The following is an 8,273-nucleotide window of genomic DNA, read 5'->3' as shown; positions in this document are numbered from 1 at the left end:
GGTGGTGACTTCGTCGGGGGTTAAGGCAAGGGGGGCACGCATGCACCAAATTTAACGCCTCCGTTTTTATGCGATTACTTTTGCGCGACTACTTAGCAACAATGAGCTGTCCCGCCAGCTCGGCAACTGGAACCACGCCGCCCGCCTGGGCCGGGTGGGCGACTCCTCCACCGGCTACACGCTGCCGGGCGGGGCCATGCTCTCGCCCGATGCCTCGTGGATAGCCGAGGCCCGCTGGCAGGCCCTGCCCCCCGCCGACCGCCGCCGCTTCGCCCGTATCTGCCCCGATTTCGTGCTGGAGCTGGCCTCGTCGTCCGACCGCCTGCCCGACCTGCTGACGAAGATGCACGACTGGCTGGGGGCCGGCGTGCGCCTGGCCTGGCTGGTGGTGCCGAGCACCGAAACCGTGCACGTGTTCGAGCCGCCGCACCCGCCCCGCCTCGTGCAGGGCTTCGACCAGGAACTGAGCGGCGGGCCCGTGCTGCCCGGCTTCGCCCTGGTGCTAAAGGAGCTGCGGCCTTTTTAAGCTGTTAGCTGCCAGCTATCAGCTCCCCCAAAAAGCTAACAGCTAGCAGCTAACAGCTTAAAATACTTACCTGTCCAGCCAGCTTTTGAAAACGTTCACTTTCTCGCGGCTCACCAGCACCTGGGCGTCGGGCGCGGGGGGCTTGAGCACGGTTTGCAGGCGCGAGTTGGTGTAGTGGATGATGTCGTGGATGGCGGCCTGCTGGGCCAGGTAGGCGCGGTTGAGGCGGAAGAAGCGGCGCGGGTCGAGCAGGGTTTCGAGCTGGTCCATCGTGTAGTCGACCACGAACTTGCGGCCCTCGACCGTTTGCAGAAAAGTGGCTTTTTCGAGGCTGAAGAAGTAGGCAATCTGCTCCAGGGGCACCACTTTGAGGTGTTCGCCCACGCGCACCACGAACTGGGTTTTGTAGCTGCTGGCGGCCGGGGCCTGCTGCATTTGCGCCAGCAGCTGCCCGAGCAGCGCCGCGTCGAGGGCGGGCGCGGCGGGGGCCGGGGCGGCCCGCAGGGCCCGCAGCTTGCGCAGGGCCGCCGCCAGCTCCTCCTCGTCGATGGGCTTGAGCAAGTAGTCCACGCTGTTCACCTTGAAGGCTTGCAGGGCGTACTGGTCGTAGGCGGTGGTGAAGATGACCGGGCACGTCACCGCCACCTGCTCAAAAATGCCGAAGCTGAGGCCGTCGGCCAGGTGAATGTCGAGAAACAGCACGTCGGGCGCGGGCCCCGGGGCCCCCAGCAGCGCCACGGCCTGCGCCACCGATTCGGCGGTGCCCGCCACGGCCAGGGGCTCGGGCTGGCGGGCCAGCAGGTCGGCCAGGCGGCGGGCGGCGAGGGGCTCGTCTTCAACGATGAGGGCGGCGAGTTTCATTTAACAGTTATCAATTATCATTTATCGATCATGTAGCGGCATTTGCGAAGGCGGCTGTCAAAAAAGTTATTGCAAGCCGACCGGGTGTTAAATGATAAATGTTAATTGTTAAATGACCAGCAGCGGCAGCGTTACCACGAACTCGCCGGCTTCCTCCCCCACGGCCAGGGGCTTGCCGGTGAGGAAGGCGTAGCGGGCCGCTAAATTCTTCAGGCCCAGGCCCGACGACTCGCCGGGGGCCAGGCGGCGCGGGCGCAGGGTGTTGCGCACCGTCAGGCTGGGGGCCCCGGCGTCGAGCGTCACGCGCAGGCGCAGGGGGTCGGTTTGGAAGGCGGTGTTGTGCTTGACGACGTTTTCGAGCAGCAGCTGCAAGGCCAGGGGCGGCACGAAGAACGGGGCCAGCGCGGCGGCCGGCGGCAGGGCCAGCTCCACGGCCAGGGCGTCGCCGAGGCGGGTTTTTTGCAGGAACAAGTAGCTCTCGGCAAAGCGCAGCTCGTCGGCCAGCGGCACCAGCTCCTGGCCGCCGCTGTCGAGCACGTAGCGGTACACCTGGCTGAGCTGGCGGATGAAGCGCACGGCGCGGGCGGGGTCGTTTTCCTCCACCAGGCTGGTGAGGGCGTTGAGGGAGTTGAAGAGGAAGTGCGGGTCCACCTGCCGGCGCAGCGAGTCGAGGCGGGCCACGGCGGTTTCTTTTTCGAGGCGCTCGGCCCGCACCGAGGCGTCGCGCCACTGGAAGAAAAACGCCCGGCTGTGGTTGAAGAGCGAGATGATGACCGTCACAATCAGCGGCAGCAGCAGCGCCCAGTACATGTCGCCGCTGAAGAGCCGGGCCAGCGGCCGGCCCCGGAGCAGCAGCAGCACGGCATTCATCAGCAAAATCACCGCCACCGAGCCGCCCAGCGACACGGCCAGCGTGAGCAGCAGCCGCCGGCCGGGCCGCTCCGTCCAGGTGTAGCGGCGGTTGAGCCAGCCCACGGCGTAGCCGTTCGTCAGCCAGAGCCCGCCCGAATACATGAAGGTGTAGCCGTAGGCAATGGCGAAATCCGACCAGCTCGTGAGGGCCCTGGGGTTGACGATGACGCTGATGACGACCGACACCACCACCAATATTTTCAGCGCCCGGCCCACGTTGGCCACCGACGCCGCCTGCGGCATGAACACAACGTCGAGCGGCGAAACGGAGGCGGGGGGAGCGGGAGCGGACACGGCGGGCGACATGGCGGAGGGCAGGGGGTTAAAGCTAGGGAAAAGGCAACGGAAACGGCCCGGGCCCCGGCTAAACGCCCCGGGCCCCGGGCCCCGGGCCCCCGAAAAGCTACTTGCTGGCGGTTGCGCCGTTGATTGTGGCCAGGGCGCTGGCGGCCCGGGCCTGCCCCCAGGCGGGGCTGAGGGGGGTGGCCGGCTTTTCGGCGGCGAACAGGGCCAGGGCTTTTTCGTAGAGGGGCTTGGCCGTGGCGGGCCCGCCGCCGTATTCGGCGGGTGTGTAGTACAGGTTGTTGGCCAGAATCAGGTAGGCGCGGGGGTTGTTGGGGTTCAGGGCCTGGGCCTGGGCCACGGCCTCGTCCACCAGCTCGGAATACTGCTGGCCGCGGGCCATCGGGGCCACGCGCAGCCGGGCCTGGTAGAGGTAAGCTTGCAGCACCAGCATCTCCGAGGCATCGCCCTTGAGCTGGCGGGCCTGGGCCAGGGCGGCCTCGGCCCGGTCGAGGGTTTTGTCTTTGGCATCGGCATCCTCCTGGCTCTGGAAAGCGTTGATGGTCAGGGCGTAGGCCTGGTAGTAGCGGGGCAGCCAGTCGGCGGGGGCCACCGCGGCGGCGCGTTCCAGCCGGTCGGCCACGGCCTTCAGCGCGGCCGGGTCGCCGGTCTTCATCAGGTCGGCCACGGTGGCCCCCAGCATTTCGGCGTAGCCGGCGGCCGCGGCCGGGGCTTTGGCGGGGGCCACCGGGGCGGGTTGGGACTGGGCCGAAGCGCCGAGGCAGGCAACGGCAAGGGCGAAGGTGAGGAGCGTCTTTTTCATGGCAAGGAATGGTGAGAGGTGGGGGTGGATGGTGGTTGGCTGACTACTGATTCAAAGGTGGCGGCGGGCCGGGGCCCCGGAAAATGCGCGTGGCCGAAGCGTCGGATGGGGCGGACTAAGCGGCGGTTTCGGCGGCTGGCGCGGGGCGGCGGGCCCCGCCGTGCCTACTCCGGGGCTTCGTTCACACCGGCCTTCTGGTTGTTGATGGAGACGAACAGGCCCACGAACGGCATGCGGGGGGGCCCGGGGGTCTGGGCCACGCGGGCGTACTGGCCGTCGGCGGCGGGGGCGTCGGCGTAGCGGTAGCCGAAGATTTGGGGCTGGCCCAGCGCGTTGCTCAGGGCCACGTGCAGGATGGTGAACTGCCCGGCGAGGGTGGTGAGGTAGCTCAGGTTCAGGCTCAGGTCCTGGTAGGCGGGGGTGCGGCCCTGGTTGTAGCCGGGCTGGTTGGGGTCTTGGTAGCTGCGGGGGCCGGTGTGAGCGTAAGTGGCCCCGAGCTGGGTGTGGATTTTCGGCACCCAGCTCGGGGCCACCACGCTCAGGCTGTGCCGGGCGGCGAAGGTGGGCACGTTGGCCACGGGGTCGGCGCGGTAGCGGCGCTCGGTGTCGAGGTAGCCGTAGCTCACCCAGTAGTCGAGGTGGGGCACGGTGGCGCGGTCGCGCCAGAGCAGGTCGAGGCCCTGGGCGTAGCCGCGGCCACCGTTCTGGTAGGCGCTGGCGCCGTAGGGGTTGGCGGGGTCGTAGGTGGCGAGGCGGGCGTAGTCCTTGCGGTAGAGCTCGGCCCGCAGGGTGCGCAGGCCCGTGGTGCGCTGAAGAAGCCGAACAGCAGGTGCTGGGCCCGCTCGAAGCCCAGGGGCGCGCCGAAGCGCAGCAGGTCGTTGGCGGGCGTTTGGTAGAACTCGCCCCAGGCGGCCGTGAGCTGGCTGTGGCCCCCGGTCTGGTAGGCCAGGGCCGCCCGCGGGGCCAAGCTGGCGCGGCCCCGCAGGCCCGAGTATTCGCCCCGCGGGCCCGCGCGGCCGGCCAGGCGGCGGCTCAGCACCAGCTCGCTCTCGGCGAAAGCGGCGGCCCGGCGCTCGTCGAAGCCCAGGCGGCGCACGGCGGCGGCGGGGCCGGCCTGGTAAGTTTGGCGGTAGCGTTGGGCCAGCAGCTCGGTGCCCACTTTCAGGTTGAACCAGGTGGCGGCCGAGTCGTTGGTGAGCACGAGGCGGGCCACGGCCGACTGCTCCAGGTCGCGCACGGCCCGCGAGTCGGGGCGCACGGCGTTGTCGTCGCGGCTCAGGGCCAGGCCGGTGTTCAGGCCCCAGCCCCGGCGCAGCGGGGCCCGGAAGGTGGTGTCGAGGTAGGTTTTGGTTTCGGCGGCCGCCCCGCCGCGCACGAACAGCTGGCCGCTTTCGGGGTTGCGGGCGGTGCCGGGCAGCGCGTTCAGGGCCCCGGTGGCGTCGCCCAGGGCCCCGGCGGTGGTCACCACGTCGAGGGGCGTGAGGGCGGCCCCGCGCCGGGCGTCGCCGGCCTCGAAGGCCCCGGCCGTCACCACCACGTCGCCGAGGGCGGCGCGGCCGGCGCGCAGCCGCAGGTTGGGCAGCGCCACGGGCCCCGCGCCCAGCGCCACGGGCGTTTCCAGCGGCTCGTAGCCCACGGAGGTGGCCACCAGCGGCAAGACCCCGGCGGCGTGGCCGGTGCGGAAGGCAAACCGGCCGAGCGAGTCGGTGCTGGCCCCGTCGAAGGTGGTTTTCAGGAACACGTTCACGCCGGGCAGGGGCCAGCCGGCGGCGTCGCGCACGGTGCCGCTGAGGCGGGTGGCGGCCGCCGGGGCCCCGGCGGGCGGGGCGGCGGGCGGGGCAGCGGCGCGGGGGGCGGCACCGGGCAGTAGCAGGGGGAGCAGGGTAGGCAACAGGGGCAGCGGGCGTTTCACGGGGCCGGGGCAAAGCGCTTGAATGGCCCAAAAGTGCCCGGCCGGCCGGGGGGGCCAAAACGCTTGTGCCCGAAGCGGCGAACGCACCCGACGAAGCGGCGGCGCGGCCGCCCCAACCCGGACGGTGAAGTTTGCGTAGCGGGGGTGCTATTTTGCCCACTTTATTGCTTTATGACTGCCCTTATGCCCACCGCTACCGACCTGGCTGCTGACTACCAGTACCTTTTCCATCACCTGCCCGACTCGTACCTGCTGCTGGCCCCCGACGGCACCGTGCGCGACAACTCCGACCTGCACCTGGCCGCCTCCATGGCGCCCCGGGCCGCCATCGTGGGCCGCGACATTTTCGACGCCTACCCTTCGGCCCCCGAGAGCCAGCGCACCCTGCGCGAATCGCACGAACGGGTGCGCCAGACCTTGCGGCCCGACGCCATGCCCCTGCTGCGCTACGACCTGGACCGGCCCGCTGCCCAGGGCGGCGGCACCGAGGAGCGCTACTGGCAGGTGACGCACTTCCCCGTCCTGGCCCCCGACGGCACCCTGCTGCACATTTTGCAGCGGGCCACCGACGTGACCGACGCCACCCGCGCCACCGCCCGGGCCGCGGAAACCCAACGGGCCCTCGCCGAGGCCACCGACCGTGCCCGCTTCATCCTCGAAAGCATGCCGCTGCTGGTCTGGACCGCCACGCCCGAGGGCGTCACGGACTCGTTCAACGCGCGCTGGCTCGACTACACCGGCCGGGCCCTGGCCGACACCGTCGGCAGCGGCTGGGCCCAGGACCTGCACCCCGACGACCTGCCCCGCACCGTGGCGCTGTGGCAGCAGGCCCTGGCCGCCGGCACCACCTACCAGGCCGAGTACCGGGTGCGCCGCCACGACGGCGCGTACCGCTGGTTCCAGGCCGTCGGGGCCCCGCGCCGCGGCCCCGACGGCCGGGTGCAGATGTGGGTGGGGGCCAACGCCGACATCCACCAGCAGAAGCTGCTCGTGGCCGAGCTGCTCGAAACCAACGAAACCCAGGCCGCCCTGGCCGACCAGGCCTACGCCACCGCCGAGCAGGTACGCCAGCAGCGCGAAACCCTGCACCAAGTGTTCATGGACGCGCCGGTGGCCATTTCGGTGGTGCGCGGGGCCGACTACCGCTACGAGTTTGCCAACCGCGTGTTTCTGGCCGGGGCCGGCAACCCCGACCTGCTGGGCCGCACCGTGGCCGAGGTGTTCCCCGAGTTCCTGGCCCAGAGCTTCCTGGCCACCCTGGCCGGGGTGTACCGCACGGGCCAGCCGTTTTCGGCCCGGGCGGTGCCCGTGCACCTGGACGCCACCGCCACCCAACCCGCCGCCGACGGCTACGTGGACTACACCTACCAGCCGTTTTTTGAGGACGGCCGGGTGGCCGGCGTCACCTCGTTTTCCTACGACGTGACCGAGCTGGTGCGGGCCCGCCAGGCGCTGGAGGCGTTGAACAACGGGGCCGCCGGGGGCACGGCCGTCTGAGCACCTGGCCAAGCAGGTGGCTCGTGCCGCCCGTTTTTTAACCGGTGCGGACAGACATTAATTTTGCTCCGGCCGGGGGCATTCACGCCCGTTTCATCCCCGCGCCGCACCTTTCATCGTTGGTTTTTCTGCGTATGCCCGCCCCCGTTCCGCCCGTCGATTACCAGGCCCTGTTCCGCAAGCTGCCCGAAAACTTTCTGCTCATGCTCCCCGACGCCACCATTGTCGACAACACCGACGGCCACGCAGCGGTGGGCCTGAAACCGCGGGCCGAGGTGGTGGGCCGCCCCTTGTTCGACGCCTACCCGGCGGTGGACCAGAACGAAGGGGACAAGATTGCTCAGTCGCACGAGAACGTGCGGCGCACCCTGCGGCCCGACGTCATGCCCCTCATCCGCTACGACCTGGAGCGGCCCGCCGCCCAGGGCGGCGGCTTCGAAGAGTCGTACTGGCAGGCCACGCACTACCCCATCCTGGCCGACGACGGCCGCCTGGAGTACATCCTCCAGCGCACCCAGAACGTGACGGCCCAGCACCGCGCCGCCCTGCAGGCCGCCGCTGCCCAGCGGGCCCTCGACGAGTCGAACCTGCGCACGCGCTTCATCCTCGAAAGCCTGCCGGTGATGGTGTGGACCAACCGCCCCGACGGCACCCCCGACTACTTCAACCCGCGCTGGCTGGAATTTACCGGCGAAACCGCGGCCGCCCTCGTCGCCAGCAACTGGGCCGACCGCACCCACCCCGACGACCGGGCCGCCCTGACCGACGGCTGGGCCCGCGCCCTGGCCACGGGCCAGGAATTTCAGCTCGAATACCGCCTGCGCCGCCACGACGGCCAGTACCGCTGGCTGCTGATAAAAGCCGCCCCGCGCCGGGGCCCCGACGGCGCCATCGGCATGTGGGTGGGCACGGCCGTCGACATCCACGAGCAGCGCGAGATGGTGGCCGAGCTGCTGGCCAACAACGAGCTGCAAGCCGCCCTCTCCGACCAGGCCTACCAGCAGGCCGAGCAGGCCGGGCAGCAGCGGGCCGCCTTCTACGACCTGTTCATGCGGGCCCCGGCCCCCATCTGCATCCTGCGGGGGCCCGAGCACCGCTACGAGTTCGTGAACGCCCGCTACCAAAGCCTGTTCCCCGGCGCGGCGCTGCTGGGCCAGCCCGTGGCGGCCGCCGGCTTCGTTCGGCTGCTCGACGGCGTGTTGGCCAGCGGCCAGCCCTTTCTGGGCGAAGAAATGCCCGTGCCCCTGCCCGCCACCGCCACCGCCCCGGCCCGCACCGCCTACTTCACTTTCACCTGCCAGCCGTTCTACGAAGCCGGCGAACGCGACGGCATCGCCGTGTTTGCTTTCGACGTCACCGACCGGGCAAAGGCCTTTCAGGCGCTGGAAAAAAACTCTTAGCGGCGGCCTCCGCCCCTGTTCGGCCCGCTGTTTGTTGGGCGGCGCGTATTAATTTTGCGC

At 70.2% G+C, this 8,273-nt stretch carries 8 protein-coding genes; 3 read left to right on the top strand and 5 right to left on the bottom strand.

The window, feature by feature from the left end:
* Positions 1-73 precede the first annotated feature (73 nt).
* Positions 74-526 (top strand): Uma2 family endonuclease, encoded by a 453-nt coding sequence (locus HNP98_RS21065; RefSeq protein ID WP_173812165.1) that lies wholly within the window; start codon positions 74-76, stop codon positions 524-526.
* Positions 527-592: 66 nt separating this feature from the next.
* Here HNP98_RS21065 and HNP98_RS21060 read toward each other — a convergent pair whose 3' ends face one another.
* The 5 genes from HNP98_RS21060 to HNP98_RS21040 form a co-directional block, all read right to left on the bottom strand.
* Positions 593-1,387, bottom strand: coding sequence for a LytR/AlgR family response regulator transcription factor (locus tag HNP98_RS21060; RefSeq protein ID WP_173812161.1), 795 nt, complete (start codon positions 1,385-1,387; stop codon positions 593-595).
* Positions 1,388-1,495: 108 nt separating this feature from the next.
* On the bottom strand, positions 1,496-2,605 hold the full coding sequence (locus tag HNP98_RS21055) for a sensor histidine kinase (protein WP_173812160.1): 1,110 nt from the start codon (positions 2,603-2,605) through the stop codon (positions 1,496-1,498).
* Between the two features lie 97 nt (positions 2,606-2,702).
* A complete protein-coding gene (locus tag HNP98_RS21050) occupies positions 2,703-3,404 on the bottom strand; it encodes a tetratricopeptide repeat protein (protein ID WP_173812159.1) in 702 nt (233 codons plus the stop codon).
* 164 nt (positions 3,405-3,568) lie between these two features.
* Positions 3,569-4,051 carry a hypothetical protein gene (locus HNP98_RS21045; protein WP_173812158.1) on the bottom strand — a complete coding sequence of 161 codons (483 nt, stop codon included), beginning with the start codon at positions 4,049-4,051 and terminating at the stop codon, positions 3,569-3,571.
* Entirely contained in the window at positions 4,027-5,316 is a 1,290-nt protein-coding gene (locus HNP98_RS21040; protein WP_173812157.1) for a TonB-dependent receptor, read from the bottom strand. Before HNP98_RS21040 ends, HNP98_RS21045 begins: the two co-directional genes overlap by 25 nt.
* Positions 5,317-5,487: 171 nt before the next feature.
* On the opposite strand from HNP98_RS21040, the gene HNP98_RS21035 reads away from it, so the two are divergent.
* Together HNP98_RS21035 and HNP98_RS21030 are read left to right on the top strand one after the other, a co-directional pair.
* On the top strand, positions 5,488-6,813 hold the full coding sequence (locus HNP98_RS21035) for a PAS domain-containing protein (RefSeq protein ID WP_173812156.1): 1,326 nt from the start codon (positions 5,488-5,490) through the stop codon (positions 6,811-6,813).
* A gap of 134 nt (positions 6,814-6,947) precedes the next feature.
* Positions 6,948-8,213 (top strand): PAS domain-containing protein, encoded by a 1,266-nt coding sequence (locus HNP98_RS21030; protein ID WP_173812155.1) that lies wholly within the window; start codon positions 6,948-6,950, stop codon positions 8,211-8,213.
* Positions 8,214-8,273: the final 60 nt, after the last annotated feature.

Origin of the sequence: Hymenobacter caeli, assembly GCF_013294115.1 — a bacterium.
Classification (GTDB): Bacteria; Bacteroidota; Bacteroidia; order Cytophagales; family Hymenobacteraceae; genus Hymenobacter; species Hymenobacter caeli.
Note: the sequence above shows the minus strand (reverse complement) of the source record. Positions and strands in the feature narration are given on the sequence as shown.